We start from the raw sequence: 16,404 nt of genomic DNA, 5'->3' as shown, positions 1-16,404 counted from the left end.
ATACACCTCCGCGTCGGCATCAGAATCTTTGTGAAACTGTGTGTAAGTCAGGCCCCGTAGCGCGCCATGAACATGTCAACGGCCTGCTGCGCGACTTCATCGATCTCGGCCCGGGTGAAGCTTTTCTGAAAACCAAAAATCGCCCGGGTCCAGATCCGCACCTTGCACAACTCCGAAAATTGTTCGGCGGCGATAAGGACATCGTCGATGGCCAATTCTCCCTTGGAGACCGCTTTCTCAAGATACTCCGCCAACTGGCACTGACCATTTCGGGGACCCGCATCATAAAACGCCCGAACCAACTCAGGGAACCTGTCACGTTCAGCAACACAGATCCGAAACATTTGCTGGGCAATATCCGAAACCAGAAATTCCGTCAGTTGTGTTGCTGCGATAGTCAGCACTTCCCTTGCCGGTTTGCTGTCGTCCACCATCGCAACCACACGATCAGCCATGCGGGTACATTCGGTTTGGGCGACCTCCATGAACAGCAGCCTTTTGTCCGGAAAGTAGCTGTACAAAGTCGCCTTCGACACCCCGGCCACCCGAGCTATGTCGTCGACACTTGCACCCTCGAACCCATCCGCCAAAAAAACCTCTCGGGCGCCGCGCAGAACCTGATCGAATTTCCGGCCTGTGCGCAGAATTGTGGCGGCTTGGGTCATGTCTTCTCCTGAGGTGGTGCCTGACCTGAATTTATAAACCGTTCAGTTCAGATACAACGATTCTCGTATTTCCAAGCGGTTCAAACCGGCAATTGCAACGAACCGAGTGCCATTTCCCCGCTAAAAGAACAACAAGCCCTTCCGAAAATTCGATCTTCATACGCCGAAGGCTTGCGACGCGAAAAATCCGTGCTACCAGTCTGCCCATGGTCGATATTTTCCTGCGCACGCTGCCCTTCTTCGCGATTATCGGCCTAGGATACTGGGCCGGGCGCAGTCGGTTTTTTTCCGAGGAAGCGACCGCATATCTAACCAAGTTCGTTTTCTACTTCGCGCTGTCGGCCATGTTGTTCCGATTTGCGGCCACATTGTCCTTTGCCGAGATTTTCAACGGACGGCTGGTGCTGGGATATCTGATTGGCACTGTCACCGTTTACTTGCTGGCCACGTTTGTGGCGTGGCTGCGTGGTTTGGATGTTCCGACCGCCGCGGTCGAGGCGCAATGCGCAGCCATCGGAAATGTGGGCTTTCTGGGTTTACCTATGCTGGCGATGCTGTTCGGGCAGGCCGCGATCGGCCCTGTCATGCTGGTCCTGACGGTCGACCTTGTGGTGTTTTCGTCGCTGATCGTAATCCTGATCAATGGCGGACGGGACGGTGCGCTGAAACCCGCAACCCTTCGACTGATCGGCATGGGTCTTCTGAAAAACCCGATGATCGTGTCGATCTCTGCCGGTTTGATATGGTCAGCCCTGCAGGTCCCCGTGCCTGCGCCGTTGAATGACTTCCTGACAATCCTCGGAGGTGCGGCGACACCGGGTGCATTGTTTGCCATCGGCGCATCTTTGGCGGGCAAATCGGCTGAACGCGTGCAAATCGCCGCCTGGCTGAGCTTTTGCAAACTGATTGCGCATCCGATCTGCGTGGCCATTGCCTTGATCTGGCTGATCCCTGTCGCCGCCTTCCCCGCTTCGGTTGCAATCGCCGCTGCCGCCCTTCCTGTTGCAGGCAACGTGTATATGCTGGCAGCCCATTATGGGGTCGCACCGCATCGGGCCTCGGCCGCGATTTTGTTGTCGACGACTACCAGCATCCTGACGATACCGCTTGTCATTGCCTGGGTGGGCACTCTCTGATCTTCACCTTTTCGAAAAATACTCTCGCCGAAGGCACCTGCACTTTACGGCAGGGCCTGTGACCGTTAGCCATGGGTCGAACCCAATACGAGGACAATACCTGATGGAAACCCTTTCCGAGAATGCCTGTTTCGGCGGCGTACAGGGCGTTTATCGCCATGCCTCAGCCGCGTGCAAATGTGACATGACCTTTGGGCTGTTTTTGCCGGCCGAGGCCAAGGACGGCCCGGTTCCTGTCCTGTGGTATCTGTCTGGCCTGACCTGCACCCACGAAAACGCCATGACCAAGGCCGGTGCGCAGGCCTGGGCCGCGGAACAGGGCATTGCCGTGGTATTTCCTGACACATCACCCCGGGGCGAAGGCATCGCAGATCACGAAGACTATGATCTGGGCCAAGGCGCGGGTTTCTACGTGAACGCAACCCAGACCCCATGGGCACCGCATTTCAACATGTGGGACTACGTTGCCGAGGAACTACCCGCCCTGCTGGTTGAAAACTTCGCCATCGACAGCGACCGGCAAGCCATCACCGGACACTCTATGGGCGGGCATGGCGCATTGACGCTGGCGATGAATCTGCCCGGCCGGTTCCGGTCGGTTTCGGCTTTTGCCCCGATCTCCAACCCGACTGGCGCAGATTGGGGCCGCAAGCAGCTTGGCGCTTATCTGGGCGATGACGAAGCGGTTTGGGCCAAACATGATGCGTCCTTGCTGATGAAGGAAAAGGGCTTTGACGGCCCAATCCTGATCGATACCGGAACCGATGATCAGTTCATCGATCTTCTACGCCCGGAAACGCTGGCGCAGGCCATCGCCGAGCGCCGTCAACAGGCGATCTGCCGCCTGCAGCCTGGTTATGATCATTCGTATTTCTTCGTATCCACTTTCATGGAAGACCACATCACCTTCCATGCCGAGGCCCTGTACGGAGACTGAGGAATGAGCAAGTTTGACTATGACCTGATCATCATCGGGTCCGGCCCTTCGGGTCGTGCTGCGGCAATTCAGGCGGGCAAACTGCAACGCCGTGTTCTGGTGATCGACCGCAAGGACCGGTTGGGAGGTGTTTCCGTTCACACTGGAACAATCCCGTCAAAGACCTTGCGCGAAACTGTTCTGAACTTGTCCGGCTGGCGCGAGCGCAGCTTTTACGGGCGCTCCTACCGGGTCAAGGACCAGATCCGCGCCGAGGATCTGAAGGCGCGATTGCACATGACTTTGGACCACGAGGTCGATGTGCTGGAGCACCAGTTCAACCGCAATCACGTGGAGACCCTGAACGGTCTGGCGAAATTCATCGGCCCGCACGAGCTTGAAGTTGCGACCGATGCGGGTGAAACGACGCGACTGACCGCCGCCAAATTTCTGATTGCCACAGGCACCAAAACTTATCGCCCCGATTACGTTCCCTTCAACGGCAGAACGGTTGTCGATGGCGACGAGTTTCTGGAGATGGCCGAAATTCCACGTTCGCTTTGCGTGATCGGCGCCGGGGTGATCGGTGTGGAATACGCCACCATGTTTTCGGCTCTGGACGTGCGTGTCACGCTGATCGAACCGCGCGAGACGTTCCTCGATTTCATCGACAAGCGTCTGATTCACGACTTCACCCATCAGATTCGCGAAAACGGGGTCGATCTTCGTCTTGGTTCGGCGGTCGAAAAGATCGAGGATGCCGGCGGGCATGTTGAGATCACGCTGGACAATGGACGCCACGTCCGGGCCGAGATGCTGCTGTTTGCCGCCGGTCGCATGGGCGCGACCTCGGCCCTTAATCTGGACGCGGTCGGGCTGGCAACCGACCATCGCAACCGGATTGAAGTGGATCGGAAAACCTATCAGACCGCTGTGCCTCATATCTATGCCACCGGCGATGTGATCGGGCATCCGTCGCTGGCCTCGACCTCGTTGCAACAGGGCCGCGTCGCCGCTTGTCACGCACTCGAGACGCCCACACTGCCGGAAAGCCCCTGGTATCCTTACGGCATCTATTCTGTTCCCGAGATTTCCACCTGCGGCATGTCCGAGGAAGAGTTGCAGGAACGCGGTATTCCCTACGAAGTCGGTGTGGCCCGATTCCGAGAGACTTCGCGCGGGCATATCATGGGGCTCGAGCATGGCATGTTGAAAATGCTGTTCTCGTTGAAAACCCGCCGGGTTCTGGGGGTTCAGATCGTCGGCGAAGGTGCGACCGAACTGATCCACATCGCACAGGCGGTGCTGAACCTGAAAGGCACGGTGGACTACTTTGTTCAGAACACGTTCAACTATCCGACGCTGGCCGAGGCCTACAAGATCGCCGGTCTGGACGCGTTCAACCGGATGCCCATCCCCGAAGAGTTCAAGGTCCGTAAGAAATCTACTGAACCCTCCAAGAAAGAGGCAACAAAGGCGTGACGACCCTTTACGTCGATGGCGATGCCTGCCCGGTGAAGGCCGAGGCTGAACGAGTGGCCACGCGGCACAAGGTGCCCATGGCGCTGGTGTCGAACGGCGGACTTCGTCCATCGGCGAACCCCTTGGTGCAGATCGTCATCGTCGCCGAAGGGGCCGACGAGGCAGACAAGTGGATCGCCGAACGGTGCGGGCCGGGGGATGTGGTGATCACTTCGGACATTCCTTTGGCTGCGAAATGCGTTGAAGCAGGCGCACGGGTTCTGCGCCCGAATGGCGAAGCGTTCACTGCCGCCAATATCGGACAGCAACTTGCCATGCGGGACCTGATGGCGGATCTGCGGGCCGCCAATCCCCTGGGTTCGGGAGGCGGCGGAAAACCGTTTGGAAAAGCGGACCGGTCGCGGTTTCTGGACGCGCTGGAACGTGAGTTGCGCGCAGCACTCAGGAGTTAGTGCTCTTGCTGGGTGCGGCCACGTTGCAAACGCGCTTCTCTCTATGGTGTCAGGCGGCACGACGTGCTGGATTTGGGCGGACCGGCTGCGTGACACAATGGAATCCCAAACTGTCACTCTGACGCAATTGCGCCGCGCGAAAACCGGAAGACCCTGCACATTGCCGTTGCAGCGACCGCGCAATTACAATCACATACGCCCATGACTCTGCCAACGATCACATCAGAGCAAAACGGCGACGGCCTGCGCATATCAGTGGCCGGCGATCTGGTGACTCAGTCGTTGGAACACATTGAGCGCGCATTTGCCGCGATGCCAACGTCAGGCAAAGACGTGACCTTGGACCTGTCAGCCGTTGACTCTCTGGATACCGGCGGCGCATGGCTGGTGGCCGATCTCGCGCGCCGATACAAGGCTGCGGGGGCTGAAACGCAGTTTTTGGGCGCTTCTCCCGCTCATTCCGCGCTGATCGATACCGTATCCCGAAACATGCCGGAAAAGTCCAGCACGGTGGAGGGGCGCCGCAGCTTTGTCGACTGGGTCGAACATCTGGGCGAGAAAACCGTTGGTGCAGGAAAAGATGCCCTGTCTATTCTGGAATTCACGGGGCTGACTTTGCACCGCCTGACCCGGACACTGCTGAAACCATGGCGGCTGCGCCGCGCGGCGTTGGTCACCCATATGGAGGAGACCGGCTTCAAAGCCCTGCCAATTGTTGGATTGATGGGTTTCCTGATCGGCGTGGTTCTGGCGTTTCAGGGGGCGACGCAGCTCAAACAGTTCGGCGCCGAGATTTTTGTGGTCGAACTGATCTCGATCTCGGTTCTGCGGGAACTGGGGATCCTGCTGACGGCCATCATCGTTGCGGGCCGGTCCGGCTCGGCCTTTACCGCGTCTATCGGATCAATGAAGGTTCAGGAAGAAATCGACGCCATGCGCACGTTGGGCCTGGATCCGATCGAGGTACTGGTGGTGCCGCGTGTGCTGGCGCTGTTGATCATGTTGCCGATCCTCGGCTTCGTCGCCGACATGGCCGGCCTGATCGGCGGCGCGTTGATGAGCTGGATCGACCTTGGCGTCAGCCCGGGAATGTTTCTGACGCGCCTGAAGGAAAATACAGGTGTCTGGCAACTGGCGGTCGGACTGATCAAGGCCCCGTTTTTCGCCTTTGTGATCGGCATCATTTCCTGCTGGCAGGCAATGCAGGTGAAAGGATCAGCCCAAAGCGTGGGCCAGAGAACAACCGCGTCCGTCGTGCAGTCCATTTTCTTGGTGATCGCCATCGACGCCCTGTTTTCGATCTTTTTCTCCGAGATCGGGGTCTGACATGGACGGTACGGCCCCTCAGAAATCCCAACAGGCGAATACGCAGCGCGAAGCGGTAATCCGAGTGCGCGGATTGAGAAACCAGTTCGGACCGCAGGTTGTGCATGACGGCCTGGATCTTGATGTCTGGCGCGGTGAGGTACTGGGCATTGTCGGGGGTTCGGGCACCGGGAAATCGGTGCTGTTGCGAACCATTGTGGGGCTGAACAGACCCGCCGCCGGTAGTATCGAGGTTCTGGGTGTCGATGTACTGAACGCGCCCGATGAAGAACGTCAACGGATCGAAAAACGCTGGGGGGTGGCCTTTCAGGATGGGGCCTTGTTTTCGTCGCTCAGCGTGCTGCAGAATGTCATGGCCCCGCTGCGTGAACACACCGGGATCAGCGAAAAGCTGATGGAAGCACTGGGAAGCCTGAAGATAAGTCTTGTCGGGTTGCCACAACTGAGCTGCGGCAAGTTTCCGTCCGAGCTATCAGGCGGTATGCGCAAACGCGCGGCTTTGGCACGGGCTCTGGCACTGGACCCCGAGATCGTGTTTCTGGATGAGCCGACCGCCGGGCTGGACCCGATCGGGGCTGCTGCCTATGACGATCTGATCGGTGAATTGCAGCAGGCGCTTGGGCTGACGGTCTTCATGGTAACGCATGATCTGGACAGCCTTTATGCGATTTGCGACCGCATTGCCGTGCTTGCAGAAAAACGCGTGCTGGTTGAAGGTCCGATTGAGGATATGGTCAAAGTAGATCATCCTTGGGTGCAGGAGTATTTCACAGGCCCCCGTGCGCGCGCAGCGCAACAGAAGGGGCAGGACAGGTAGAGGCGATGGAAACTCGGGCGAACTATATCCTGATCGGCGCGTTTACCCTGGCGGGCATATTGGGCGTGTTTGGGTTTTTCCTTTGGCTGGCCAAGTTCGAGGTCAATCGCCAATACGCCTATTACGACGTTCTGTTCGAAAACGTGTCAGGTCTGTCAGCAGCTGGCGGCGTCAGTTTCAATGGTCTGCCCGTTGGTCAGGTGGTTTCACTCAGGCTGGATGAGGGTGACCCCTCAAAAGTCCGCGTTAAGCTCGAGGTGGACGCCGACATTCCCGTAACATCGGAAACCGTCGCCCAGCTTCAGTCGCTTGGCGTCACGGGAGTTGGCTATGTCGAACTGACCGGGGGATCGGTCAATGCGCAGCGGCTGCCGGAAAACAGCGTCATCAAAAGCAAACGCAGCACGATACAGTCACTGTTCGAAGGAGCCCCGAAGGTTCTGGATCAGGCGATCGTGCTTTTGGAAGACCTGAGCGCCGTGGTGGACGAAAAAAACCGCAAGGCAGTCTCGGATATTTTGGACAATCTGGCGTCAGCGTCCGGGCGGCTGGATAACACTTTGTCGGATTTCGAAAGCCTTTCAAAAGACATCAGCGGAGCCGCAAAGAACATCGGCGCGTTTACCGATCGGCTGGACCAGTTGGCAGACACCGCGGACACCACCCTGAAGGCGGGCACGGACACGCTGCAAAGCATAAAAACCGCCTCAGATTCAGCTGTCGGCGCATTGGGTGAGGCCAAGACAACTCTGGCCACGGCCGATCAGGTGTTGAAGCAGGACATCAAGCCGTTCCTGGATCGTGGCTCACAACTGGCCGAACGTCTGATCGGCCTGTCTGACGAGGGCAGCGTGGCACTGGGCGTAATTTCGGAAACGGTGCTGAACGCAAATTCGACCTTGGCCACGATCTCATCGACAATGGACACGGCCAATGGGGCGCTCGCTTCGGCCGAGCGTGCTTTTGATTCAGCCAACCGTGTCATGGACGAAGATGTTTCGGTCGTCGTGGAAGACATTCGGAACGCAGCCAATCAGGTGGCGGAGACAGTTTCAAATGTCACGGAGCGGATCGACAAGATATCTGACGACATTCTCAATGCCTCGAAATCCGCATCCGAATTGCTGGAAACGATCGATGGCATCGTGCAGGACAACCGCCGGCAGGTCTCGGATTTCCTGCGGGTCGGATTGCCGCAATTCGTCCGCTTCATCGAGGAATCCCAGCGTCTGGTCATCAGTCTGGATCGCCTGGTCGACAAGGTCGAGCGTGACCCGGCGCGCTTCCTGCTGGGCACACAAGCTTCGGAGTTTCGCCAATGATTAAACGCCTCTCTCTGGCTCTGATGATCGGGGCGCTTGGCGGTTGCACGGGGTTGGGTACGCTGAAACAGGCGTCGAAGCCGAACGATCTGTATCTGCTGACGCCCAAAAGCACGTTTTCGTCATCGCTGCCGCGCATCAGCAAGCAGATCGTCGTCGAGGAGCCAACGGCAACGGCGGCCGTCAACACCGACCAGATTGCGGTGCAGCCTAACCCGTTGCAGGTCCAATACCTTCCACGTGCCAGATGGGTCGACCGTGCGCCGTTGATCGTTCAGGCCCTTTTGGTGGAGAGCTTTGAAAACAGCAACAAGGTGGCCGCAGTGGGTCGGTCCACAGTCGGTCTGCGCGCTGATTATGTGATTGTGCCTGATCTGCGCGAGTTTCAGGGGATCGTGGTCGCCGATACCGAGAACACCAAAACCGTGCGTGTCGAAGTGCGGATGAACATCAAGATCATCGATGATTTCGACGACAAGATCATCGCTTCGAACTCGTTCCAGGAATTTGTCGTCTCAGCCAGCGACCAGACGCCAGATCTGGTCGAGGCTTTTGACGTCGCACTGGGAAAAACCATGCGCGACGCCGTGGAATGGAGTGTCCGCAGGATCAACAATCACGCGGCCAGCAACCCCCGCGCATTCTGATCCTGCACCAAAGACTACTCGAACAGCGACTCGGCCAGCCGCATCAGCGTCACGGCTTCCGCACGGTAGCCGAACGGGTCATCGCCTTTGGCTGCATTTGCCAGTGAAATGGCGTCGTCGTAGGACCAGGTGCCCAAATATTCACCGCCGCGCAACAACTGGCCAAACCCGGCAATCGCAGTTGAAAAGCGTACATCATCGGTCGGCACCCCCTGCCCCAGCAGAATAGGTTGCTCGATCAGCTGGCTTTGGCTGGCACCCGGGACCTTGTAGCGCAACTTGAAAAACCCGATCTCATCCAAGCCGTCCGGCGCGGTTTCATTTGCATAGCGCAGCGGTCCGTTTCGAATGGCGTCCGAGCCTGTGGGCGTCACCTCGTAGATCGCGGTCACGCTATGGCCCGCACCGATATCTCCGGCGTCCACCTTATCGTTTGAAAAGTCCTCGCGCCGCAGGGCACGGGTTTCATAGCCGATCAGACGGTATTCAGCGATTTGTGCAGGATTGAACTCGACCTGTATCTTGACGTCGTTGGCAATGGGGAACAGCGCCCCGGTCAGTTGATCGACCAGAACTTTACGCGCCTCGCCCAGCGTATCGATATAGGCCGCCTGGCCGTTTCCATATTGCGCCAGCGCCTGCATGGTCGCGTCATCCAGATTACCCCGGCCAAAACCAAGCACGCTGAGATAGGTTCCGCTGTCCCGTTTGCGGGCAATGAAATCCTTCAGTGCGTCCGGGTCGGACGGACCCACATTGAAATCACCGTCCGTCGCCAGGATCACGCGCGTGACGTCCCCGTCATCTGCCATGGCCTCGGCAACCTGATAAGCCTGCTGCAACCCCGCCTGACCTGCCGTCGATCCACCCGCCTGCAACTGATCAAGGGCGTTCATGATCTTGGTCCGATCCGCCGCTGCGGTCGGCTCCAGAACCTGACCAGCACTACCGGCATATGTCACGATCGAGACCTGATCTTCGGGACGAAGCTCAGACAACAACAGGCGGAAGGATTGCTTGAGCAGTGGCAACTTGTTCGGCTGCTGCATGGACCCGGACGTATCGATCAGAAAAACAAGGTTCAGCGGCGGCCGATCTTCAATCTGCGGCAACGCGCCCTGAATACCGATATGCACAAGCTGAGTGCCCTCGTTCCAGGGCGTCGGTGTCACCGTGATCGTCGGCCGGAAAGGCGCATCTCCTTCGGGAGCAGGATACGTGTAGGGGAAATAGTTCACCATCTCTTCGACCCGCACCGCATCTTTGGACGGCAGCCGACCGTTCATCAGAGAGGATCGGACGATGCCATAGGACGCCGTATCCACATCAATTGAGAACGTAGAGACCGGATCGTCGGTGGTGATCTTCAACGGGTTGGTTTCGGTGTTAGAAAAGGTTTCTGTGTTTTGTTCTTGTTCGGCAACCGGTGCAAGCATGCGTTTCGCAGAATGTTCGGACGCGCCGGTCGCATATCCCAGGACGACACCGCCAACGAGCGCCTCAGCCATGCCCCTCTCGGGTTTTGCAGACGGCACGATGGCCTCTGCTGCAGGAACATCGGCAATCGGCTCCTCCAGCAGGGGCTGGGGCACAGCATGGGCAATATCTGCCTCCGGTTTTGAACCCACTTGTGGAGATGACGCGTTGCTTTCGCTGCGGGACAATGGATTGACCACGAGGTCCTGCGCCTGCGGTACGATCAGGATCAGGGCAACAGCGGCTATCGCGGTGGTCGCGGTTAGCGCGCCACGGTGGGAGAGGGCATTCAACATCGATTTCGCTCCTTCAGTCATGCGGGCCAAGAGGCCTCGCTTGACAGTGGGACGCGTCCCGTTGCCCGATCCTTGGGCGCGGTAGAAATTTTTTTGCGCCATGGCCAGATTTTCAGCCCGGCGCCGGGCATCCGGTGCGGGGGTTGCCGCATCCATCAGCGCCTTGAGATCATCCAGATCGTCGGTCATTGCGCCAACTCCTCTTGCCGCATTGCCTTCAGGCGTTTGCGGACATCCGACATCCGCCAGGATATCGTCCCTTCCGAGACACCCAGGACCTGAGCCGCCTCGGCGTGGGTCATTTCATCCTCAAGCGTCAGTGCCAGTGTGTCCTGCAGCTCCTGCGGCAGCGACCGCATAGCCCGTTGCAGCCAATCCATGGCTTCTGTGGTTTCTGCCGCCTCCGCGCGGCGCATTTGTTCGACATCGCCCCACCCCGCCGCGGCTTTTTCATGACTTGCCCGGCGTCGTCGCGCATCTTCTGCCGCGTTGACCACGACGCGGTACAGCCACGTGGTGAACTTTGCCTGTGCCCGAAACCCCTTGATCTTGGCCGGTAGAGCGGCACAGATATCCTGCGTCAGATCCTCGGCCCTGTCCGCGTGACCGGTCAGCCGAAATGCCAATCGGAAGACGAGATCATAGTGGCGCGCCAACAAGGTGGCGAACGCGTTCGCGTCGCCTTTGGCTGCCGCCTTTGCCAGGTTTTCGTCAGACGTCGTCATCCGCATCACGTTGATAAGACGGATACCAGGCGTCAATCCTTGGCGCGTTCCGAAAAAGAATCAAAAATGAGCGGCCGAGGCTGTTTTCCAGTCTTCTGCAAACATCTCGGGTATCGCTTCAGTCAGCAGAGCACCGTCGTCGATGAAGGAATAGAGCTCGGCATATGTCCGCTCGCACTCATCCGCCGTGCGGCGGTGAATATCCGAAGGACGCAGGTCGGCAACCTTTTCTTTACCCATCGCGCCAAGCAATTCGCGAAAGCTTTCCAACGTGGCGTCGTGATACCGGTGAACGCGCTGACGCTTCTGCGGGACGTTCACGGCCCGACCCCGGATCGGATCCTGTGTCGCCACGCCCGAAGGACAGCGGTTGGTGTTGCAGTGCAAGGCCTGGATACAGCCCACCGCGAACATCATGGCCCGCGCCGCGTTACACATATCCGCCCCCAAAGCGAATTTCTCGATCATGTCATAACCAGTTGCTACCTTGCCCGAGCAGATGACGCGTATCTGGTCGCGCAAACCTACGCCGCGCAGGCAGTTGTTCACAAAGATCAGAGCCTCATTCAGAGGCATGCCCAACCGGTTGGTAAACTCGACAGGGGCCGCCCCGGTGCCACCCTCCGCACCGTCAACGGTAATGAAATCGGGCAGAATACCAGTCTCCAGCATGGCCTTGCAGATCGCCATGAATTCGGACGGTTTGCCGATGCACAGCTTGAACCCCACCGGTTTGCCGCCCGACATTTCCCGCAGGTGCTGAACGAAATGCATCAGACCCGTCGGGCCTTCAAACGCAGAATGCGTGGGGGGTGAGATGACATCCTGGTGCACCGGTACACCACGAATTTCGGCAATCTCTTCATCAACCTTGACCGCGGGCAGAACGCCACCATGCGAAGGCTTTGCCCCCTGTGACAGCTTGATTTCGATGGCCTTGACCACCTCTTTTTTTGCTTTTTCGGCAAAGAGATCCTTGTCAAAATCACCCTCCGAGGTACGGCATCCGAAATAACCGGTCCCGATCTGCCAGATGATATCCCCACCTTCGGCCAGATGGTGCGGCGACAGCCCGCCTTCGCCTGTGTTGTGTGCAAACCCACCATCCTTGGCGCCGCCGTTCAGCGCCCGGATCGCGTTGGCGCTGAGGGCCCCAAAGCTCATGGCAGAAACATTCAGTCGGGACGCGCTGTAGGGTTGGTCGCATTGCGACCCGCCCAGCGTTACCCTTTCTTCGCTTTCGGGCACGTGTTTGGGTGCAAGTGAATGGGCAGCGCGTGTGTAGCCAACGGTGAGGATATCGTATTGTGTTCCGAAGGCCTGGGTATCCACCTGTCCCTTGGCGCGGGAATAGACCAACGATCGGACGATCCGGTTGTAAGGCCGACCGCTTTCATTGGTTTCCACGAAATATTGGCGGATTTCTGGGCTCACAAATTCCAGCATATAGCGGAAGTGCCCAAGGACCGGATAGTTGTTCAGCACATTGTGCCGGGTTGTCATCAAGTCATATGCCCCAACCACGGCATAGGGCACCAGCAGGACCAGCAGCCAATGGATCGGAGACCAGAAAAATCCCAGCAGCAGGGTCAACGGCAAAACGACGCAACTGAGCACGAAATAAAGCCTGCGAACGATCATTTTCGGTCTCCTTGCGCTTGGCTGGCCGGGGTTTGCTTGGCTTAACGAGAGGCTTTTTGGTTATGGATTGCAAGCCTTTGTATGTTCTGCATTCTGATCAGACGGAATTGTGATGATCTGCGATGGGTCCCGCCTTTGGTTGATCCCACACCAGCCAGTCTGTATGCCGAAGCAGACACCAGAACAGGCCCGATCCTTGGCAGAGCGAGCAAAACAGGCAACATACCGGCACCAGGCACTTATGTTCATTGCCGTATTCGTAGGCGGAGCGGCAGGGTCGCTGCTGCGCGAGGTGTTTGCCGTCAACTTACCCGGGTTGCCCTACCTAACCTCAACTTTCGGGATCAACGTGGTTGCGTGTTTTGTTCTGGGCTGGCTGTATTCCGTCCGCCACCGTGTCCACGCGCATGTGTTGCATTTGGGTGCGGTCGGGTTTTGCGGGGGGCTTTCGACCTTTTCCTCCTTCGTCGCTGATCTTGAAGTCATGGCAATGTCCAGCGGCTGCATGGCCGCTGTCGCCGCCGTGGCGGAAATTGCTGTCGGTCTGGGTGCCGCCATTCTGGGTGAGATGACGGGGCGGCGGTTCCAATCAGGTGGTTTCCGGACATGACCGACCTGTATCTGCACGCAATGTTTGGCCTGGGCGGGGGTCTTGGCGCCGTGATGCGGCATTGGCTTGCGCTCAAAGTCACGCACCAACTGCCATTGTCCACCCTGATCGTGAATATTCTGGGCAGTCTCTTTTTGGGCCTGTGGATAGGGTATCTGGGCGGTGCCGCAGACATGGGCGAAGAAGAAAAACGGCTGGTTTTCGGGTTTTGCGGCGGGTTCACGACCTTTTCCAGCTTCGCCTATCAGTCGCTGGAGCTGCACCGCGAACGGACAATCGCTTTGGCAGCCGCGAATATCCTGCTCAGCCTTGTTTTGTGCTGGGCGAGCTTGTGGCTGGGTCTGACGGTCATGCGCTAATGTGCGTGAACGCTGACTTCCGTACCCGGTTTCGGCGCCCGACAAAAGAATACCAGTGGGATCGTCGCCAATGCCAGAAGCCCCAGGTTGTTGAACACAGTCAGATAAGAGATCATCTCAGCCTGCCGCGCGATCTCCTGCCCCAGAATTGCCGCCCCTTGCGGGCTGTCCGGTGCCAGGCCAAGCGGCTTCAGATATGCCTGTGCGGCGGGATTGTAAGGTGTCACGTTCTGGCTGAGGGTCGCGGTATTCGTCTGCAGACCACGCACGACCCAAGTACCGACCAGCGATATGCCAACTGACGAGCCCAACTGCCGGGTCACGTTGAACAGCCCCGAGGCTTCATCCTGGCGGGCCTTGCTGATGCTTTCGAAGGCAAGAATGGACATGGGTACAAAAACCAGTCCCATGCCCAATCCGCTGACCGCACCTGGCCAGGCCAATTGCCAGAAACCGGCATTCAGATTGAGCGCGCCCAGCATGAAGTTCCCGATGGCTGTCAGCAATAAACCCAGACCGGTCAAAAGCCGGGGATCGAACCGTGTAACCAGCACGGACCCCGTCAACACCATCGAAAGTCCCGCCGCAATCCCGCGCGGGATGAACAAATGCCCGGACTCGATGACGGGAAAGTCCAGAAGATTCTGGACAAAGGTCGGCAGGATCGCGATCCCGCCGAACAGGGAAATCGCAAAACCTGCGATGATCAGATTGCACAGCGCGAAATTGCGATCCGCAAACAGCCGCAGATCGACAACCGCGTTTTTGGCGGACAGGGCATGAACAATAAAACCAAGCGCGCCCAGAACCGAGGCGATCAACGCGACCTGAATGACCCGAGAGGACAGCCAATCCTTGGTCTCGCCCTGATCGAGTATGAATTGAAGGCATCCGATCCCGACCGCCAGCAGCGCAAGACCTTTCCAGTCAATCCGAACTTCTTCGGTCTTGTCATCAGGCAGTTCCCCGGCCAGCAGCAACAGTGCCATGGCCGCCACGGGAAGGTTGACGAAGAACACCATGCGCCACGAGAAATACTCGGTCAGGATTGCACCGACTGTAGGCCCAAGAACCGGCGCGACGACCACACCCAACCCGAATACAGCCATTGCATTGCCGCGTTTTTCCTTTGGAAACGCATCAAACAGGATGGATTGCGACAGGGGGATCAGGAACGCTCCGAACATGCCTTGCGCCAGACGGAATGCAACTATGGTCTCAAGGCTCCAGGACAGGCCACACATCACCGACATGGTGGCGAACCCGGTAACAGCGGTCAGGATCAGGCGGCGGCGGCCCACTCGCCGCGCAACAAACCCGGTCAAAGGCATAACCACAACAGCCGAGACGATATAGCTGGTCAATATCCATGTCGCCTGATCGGTGGTCGCTCCGAATGCCGCCTGAATATGAGGCAGAGCAACGTTGACGATCGTACTGTCCAGCACCTCAAGGATGGCGCTCAGCAATACGGCGATAACGATCACCGGATTCACATGGCTGGCGACCGTATATGTCACTTTTCAGCCTGAGCAGACGTAGTGTCCACCGTCACTTTACTGCTGCCACCGACGCGCAAGGGTGCGTCGGTCGGATCCAGCGCGATGCGCACGGGAAACCGGCGTGTAACCTTGACCCAATTCCCGCTGGAATTCTCGGACGGCAATAGAGAGAATGTATCCCCCGACCCCCGACCGATCGAGGCGATCTTGCCGGTCAGTGACATGCCCGGCAACATATCGACCCTGACGGTCACGGGCTGTCCCGGACGAATACGCGGCAATGCAGTTTCCTTGAAATTGGCATCCACCCACCAATCAGAAGACTCGATAATTGAAAATTGCGGGGCGTTGGCAGATACAGCTGAGCCGGGCCGTAGGGTCAGATTGGCGATCCAGCCGTCTGCCGCCGCGTAAACTTTGGTCCAGTTCAGGTTCGCCTTCGCAATTTCAAGCTGCGCCTGTGTCGCCAGCACATCGTCCTTTTTTGCCGCCAATCCGCTGCGCAATGCCAGAAGGCTGGACTGGCTTGTTGTCAGCCGTGCCGAGGCCTGCGCAGCATCGGTCGTGGCCTGATCCAGCGAGACCTGCGCGACATCCCCGCTGGCGAACAACGCCTTGGAGCGCTCGAAATTCTTCTGTGCAGTATCAAATGCGGATTGCGCCGACTTCACTGATGCTTCGGCCGCCGCGATCTGGGTTGAATAGGACTGAGCCTGCTGCCTGGCGCTGTCCAGATCGGCCTGGGCCTGATCGACCGACGCGTTGAATTGTGTGGCATCGATTTCAAACAAAAGATCGCCCGCGTTGACCTTTTGGTTTTCTACGACAGAAAGGCCGGACACCTGCCCTGTGACCTGCGCGGCCACATAAATGATGTTGGCCCCGATATAGGCGTCCTTGGTCGACGGGTAACGCTCCTCATGGCGCCAGTACAGAAGCAGTCCGGCGGCAATCGCGCCCAGCATGGCAATGACAGCGACGGTTTTCAGGGATTTCATGTGATCCGTTCCAAATGAGTGCCGAAGTTGAGGG

At 58.2% G+C, this 16,404-nt stretch carries 16 protein-coding genes; 10 read left to right on the top strand and 6 right to left on the bottom strand.

Annotated features, from left to right (window positions below; genetic code table 11):
* Positions 1-47: 47 nt before the first annotated feature.
* Positions 48-665 carry a TetR/AcrR family transcriptional regulator gene (locus tag ACR0CG_RS06005; protein WP_170611340.1) on the bottom strand — a complete coding sequence of 206 codons (618 nt, stop codon included), beginning with the start codon at positions 663-665 and terminating at the stop codon, positions 48-50.
* A 206-nt stretch (positions 666-871) separates the two neighbouring features.
* On the opposite strand from ACR0CG_RS06005, the gene ACR0CG_RS06000 reads away from it, so the two are divergent.
* The 8 genes from ACR0CG_RS06000 to ACR0CG_RS05965 all read left to right on the top strand — a co-directional run bounded on the left by ACR0CG_RS06000 (position 872) and on the right by ACR0CG_RS05965 (position 8,763).
* On the top strand, positions 872-1,801 hold the full coding sequence (locus tag ACR0CG_RS06000) for an AEC family transporter (protein WP_480523357.1): 930 nt from the start codon (positions 872-874) through the stop codon (positions 1,799-1,801).
* A gap of 103 nt (positions 1,802-1,904) precedes the next feature.
* Complete coding sequence (gene fghA / locus ACR0CG_RS05995) at positions 1,905-2,738, top strand: S-formylglutathione hydrolase (RefSeq protein ID WP_480523355.1); 834 nt, start codon at positions 1,905-1,907, stop codon at positions 2,736-2,738.
* Positions 2,739-2,741: 3 nt separating this feature from the next.
* Positions 2,742-4,199 (top strand): Si-specific NAD(P)(+) transhydrogenase, encoded by a 1,458-nt coding sequence (gene sthA, locus ACR0CG_RS05990; RefSeq protein WP_170681244.1) that lies wholly within the window; start codon positions 2,742-2,744, stop codon positions 4,197-4,199.
* Complete coding sequence (locus tag ACR0CG_RS05985) at positions 4,196-4,651, top strand: YaiI/YqxD family protein (protein ID WP_480523353.1); 456 nt, start codon at positions 4,196-4,198, stop codon at positions 4,649-4,651. The genes sthA and ACR0CG_RS05985 overlap by 4 nt, the downstream gene beginning before the upstream one ends.
* A gap of 201 nt (positions 4,652-4,852) precedes the next feature.
* Positions 4,853-5,977 carry an ABC transporter permease gene (locus tag ACR0CG_RS05980; RefSeq protein ID WP_480523351.1) on the top strand — a complete coding sequence of 375 codons (1,125 nt, stop codon included), beginning with the start codon at positions 4,853-4,855 and terminating at the stop codon, positions 5,975-5,977.
* Between the two features lies 1 nt (position 5,978).
* Positions 5,979-6,794, top strand: a complete 816-nt coding sequence (locus ACR0CG_RS05975; protein ID WP_480523350.1) for an ABC transporter ATP-binding protein — start codon at positions 5,979-5,981, stop codon at positions 6,792-6,794.
* 5 nt (positions 6,795-6,799) lie between these two features.
* On the top strand, positions 6,800-8,116 hold the full coding sequence (locus ACR0CG_RS05970) for an MlaD family protein (protein ID WP_480523349.1): 1,317 nt from the start codon (positions 6,800-6,802) through the stop codon (positions 8,114-8,116).
* A complete protein-coding gene (locus ACR0CG_RS05965) occupies positions 8,113-8,763 on the top strand; it encodes an ABC-type transport auxiliary lipoprotein family protein (RefSeq protein ID WP_170611356.1) in 651 nt (216 codons plus the stop codon). Before ACR0CG_RS05970 ends, ACR0CG_RS05965 begins: the two co-directional genes overlap by 4 nt.
* A 14-nt stretch (positions 8,764-8,777) precedes the next feature.
* Here ACR0CG_RS05965 and ACR0CG_RS05960 read toward each other — a convergent pair whose 3' ends face one another.
* Genes ACR0CG_RS05960 through ACR0CG_RS05950 form a run of 3 tightly spaced genes read right to left on the bottom strand, consistent with a single transcriptional unit; the run spans position 8,778 to position 12,901 of the window.
* A complete protein-coding gene (locus ACR0CG_RS05960) occupies positions 8,778-10,724 on the bottom strand; it encodes a vWA domain-containing protein (RefSeq protein ID WP_480523346.1) in 1,947 nt (648 codons plus the stop codon).
* Entirely contained in the window at positions 10,721-11,260 is a 540-nt protein-coding gene (locus ACR0CG_RS05955; protein WP_170611360.1) for an RNA polymerase sigma factor, read from the bottom strand. The genes ACR0CG_RS05960 and ACR0CG_RS05955 overlap by 4 nt, the downstream gene beginning before the upstream one ends.
* Positions 11,261-11,320: 60 nt before the next feature.
* Complete coding sequence (locus ACR0CG_RS05950) at positions 11,321-12,901, bottom strand: FMN-binding glutamate synthase family protein (RefSeq protein WP_480523344.1); 1,581 nt, start codon at positions 12,899-12,901, stop codon at positions 11,321-11,323.
* 241 nt (positions 12,902-13,142) lie between these two features.
* On the opposite strand from ACR0CG_RS05950, the gene ACR0CG_RS05945 reads away from it, so the two are divergent.
* Positions 13,143-13,511 carry a fluoride efflux transporter FluC gene (locus ACR0CG_RS05945; RefSeq protein ID WP_480523342.1) on the top strand — a complete coding sequence of 123 codons (369 nt, stop codon included), beginning with the start codon at positions 13,143-13,145 and terminating at the stop codon, positions 13,509-13,511.
* Positions 13,508-13,870: a fluoride efflux transporter CrcB gene (gene crcB / locus ACR0CG_RS05940; protein WP_480523340.1), complete on the top strand. Its 363-nt coding sequence runs from the start codon at positions 13,508-13,510 to the stop codon at positions 13,868-13,870. The genes ACR0CG_RS05945 and crcB overlap by 4 nt, the downstream gene beginning before the upstream one ends.
* Here crcB and ACR0CG_RS05935 read toward each other — a convergent pair.
* Both ACR0CG_RS05935 and ACR0CG_RS05930 read right to left on the bottom strand, forming a co-directional pair.
* Positions 13,867-15,390, bottom strand: coding sequence for a DHA2 family efflux MFS transporter permease subunit (locus tag ACR0CG_RS05935; RefSeq protein ID WP_480523339.1), 1,524 nt, complete (start codon positions 15,388-15,390; stop codon positions 13,867-13,869). The two genes, crcB and ACR0CG_RS05935, sit on opposite strands and share 4 nt — an antisense overlap.
* On the bottom strand, positions 15,387-16,370 hold the full coding sequence (locus tag ACR0CG_RS05930) for an HlyD family secretion protein (protein ID WP_480523337.1): 984 nt from the start codon (positions 16,368-16,370) through the stop codon (positions 15,387-15,389). The genes ACR0CG_RS05935 and ACR0CG_RS05930 overlap by 4 nt, the downstream gene beginning before the upstream one ends.
* Positions 16,371-16,404: the final 34 nt, after the last annotated feature.

The organism is Ruegeria sp. AB8, from assembly GCF_056542605.1.
Note: the sequence above shows the minus strand (reverse complement) of the source record. Positions and strands in the feature narration are given on the sequence as shown.

Bases quoted from the DNA above. Each gene is read 5' to 3' on its own strand.
- ACR0CG_RS05950 (WP_480523344.1), bottom strand. From the start codon at position 12,901: ATGATCGTTCGCAGGCTTTATTTCGTGCTCAGTTGCGTCGTTTTGCCG.
- ACR0CG_RS05970 (WP_480523349.1), top strand. From the start codon at position 6,800: ATGGAAACTCGGGCGAACTATATCCTGATCGGCGCGTTTACCCTGGCG.
- ACR0CG_RS05955 (WP_170611360.1), bottom strand. From the start codon at position 11,260: ATGACGACGTCTGACGAAAACCTGGCAAAGGCGGCAGCCAAAGGCGAC.
- ACR0CG_RS05960 (WP_480523346.1), bottom strand. From the start codon at position 10,724: ATGACCGACGATCTGGATGATCTCAAGGCGCTGATGGATGCGGCAACC.
- ACR0CG_RS05980 (WP_480523351.1), top strand. From the start codon at position 4,853: ATGACTCTGCCAACGATCACATCAGAGCAAAACGGCGACGGCCTGCGC.
- sthA (WP_170681244.1), top strand. From the start codon at position 2,742: ATGAGCAAGTTTGACTATGACCTGATCATCATCGGGTCCGGCCCTTCG.
- ACR0CG_RS05965 (WP_170611356.1), top strand. From the start codon at position 8,113: ATGATTAAACGCCTCTCTCTGGCTCTGATGATCGGGGCGCTTGGCGGT.
- crcB (WP_480523340.1), top strand. From the start codon at position 13,508: ATGACCGACCTGTATCTGCACGCAATGTTTGGCCTGGGCGGGGGTCTT.
- ACR0CG_RS05945 (WP_480523342.1), top strand. From the start codon at position 13,143: ATGTTCATTGCCGTATTCGTAGGCGGAGCGGCAGGGTCGCTGCTGCGC.
- ACR0CG_RS06000 (WP_480523357.1), top strand. From the start codon at position 872: ATGGTCGATATTTTCCTGCGCACGCTGCCCTTCTTCGCGATTATCGGC.
- fghA (WP_480523355.1), top strand. From the start codon at position 1,905: ATGGAAACCCTTTCCGAGAATGCCTGTTTCGGCGGCGTACAGGGCGTT.
- ACR0CG_RS05975 (WP_480523350.1), top strand. From the start codon at position 5,979: ATGGACGGTACGGCCCCTCAGAAATCCCAACAGGCGAATACGCAGCGC.
- ACR0CG_RS05930 (WP_480523337.1), bottom strand. From the start codon at position 16,370: ATGAAATCCCTGAAAACCGTCGCTGTCATTGCCATGCTGGGCGCGATT.
- ACR0CG_RS06005 (WP_170611340.1), bottom strand. From the start codon at position 665: ATGACCCAAGCCGCCACAATTCTGCGCACAGGCCGGAAATTCGATCAG.